2 protein-coding genes are annotated in these 1,234 nt (G+C 48.9%); both read left to right on the top strand.

All coding sequences use genetic code 11. The features are described 5' to 3' along the window. The coding region (locus QVO39_RS01705) for a CDP-alcohol phosphatidyltransferase family protein (RefSeq protein ID WP_288171479.1) at positions 1-597 on the top strand (597 nt) is incomplete at its 5' end. Positions 598-653: 56 nt separating this feature from the next. Then, positions 654-1,234 (top strand): ABC transporter substrate-binding protein (locus QVO39_RS01700; RefSeq protein ID WP_353867182.1); only part of this gene is annotated, 581 nt, incomplete at its 3' end.

Genomic DNA, 1,234 nt, shown 5'->3' with positions numbered 1-1,234 from the left:
TTGGCGGCTGTGATGGACTTCTTTGATGGCTTTACCGCCCGAAAGCTTCAAGCTTTCTCACCCTTGGGCAAGGATATTGACTCGCTTTGCGATGTGATCTCCTTCGGGGTGGCGCCCTCTATGATGATGACGGTGGCACTCGAGGCGATCAGCTTCCCTCTGCCCGAACTGGCTCTGGTGGTGGTGCCTGCCTCGGTCTATCGACTGGCAAAATTTAATCATGATACGCGCCAGACGGTCTCTTTTATTGGGCTTCCTACGCCAGCCAATGCACTTTTCCTTGCCGGGCTAGCCTATTATACTTTGACGAATGCCAGCGTGATTAGTGCCGTGCCCCTGACTATTAAGTACAAGGTCTACCCCCTCTATGGGGTTGTGGTATTGCTCCTCTCCTATCTATTGATCTCGGAGATCCCTATGTTTTCCCTTAAAGGTTCTACCACCATGAGTAGAGCTGGACACCTGACTCGTATAGGTGTGGTGGTTGCTGTGGCGATAGTGGGGGTGATCCTGTGGAGCTTTAGTGGCTTGGCATTGGCACTAGGGCTTTATTTGCTGATTAATCTATGGGACCACTTTAAGAAGATGATCCCTTAACTATCCGCAGAACTTTATCTGAACTATTTCATCAACTCCCAAAAATATCTTTAACTATGAAACTGAGACATCTATCCATTTATCTGATTGCCTGCTTGCTCTTTGCTTGTGGAAAGGAGTCGAAGAGCTATGAGGAGCTGCTGACCCCTCTGTATACTCCTGAATATGCTACTGGCTTTACTATCTATTCGATTGAAGGGCAGGAGAGTACGATCATCAGAATTACCAACCCTTGGCAGGGAGCTAGTGGAGTGGTGATGGATACTTACGTGGAGCGAAATGGAGAGAAAGCACCTGAAGGTTTTACCGGTCAGGTGGTGAAGGCGGGTGCAGAACGATTGGTAGCACTATCAACTACGCATGTGGGGATGCTGGAGTACCTCGGCTATGAGCGGAGAGTGGTGGGTGTTAGTGGGCTGCAGTATCTGATTAATGATTATCTTACCGACCCTAAGAATGGGGTGGTAGACTTAGGTGAGCAGATACAGTATGAAACCCTTGTGGGGTTGCGTCCCGATGTGGTCTTTTGCTACGGAGTCTCTGATGCCGAAACGCTTATGACCGATAAGTTGGAGGAGCTGGGGATACCTTATATATATAGTGGTGCTTATCTGGAGCCTTCTGCTTTGGGAAAGAG

This window comes from Porphyromonas sp. CAG:1061, from assembly GCF_000435035.1.
Taxonomy (GTDB): domain Bacteria; phylum Bacteroidota; class Bacteroidia; order Bacteroidales; family Porphyromonadaceae; genus Porphyromonas_A; species Porphyromonas_A somerae.
Note: the sequence above shows the minus strand (reverse complement) of the source record. Positions and strands in the feature narration are given on the sequence as shown.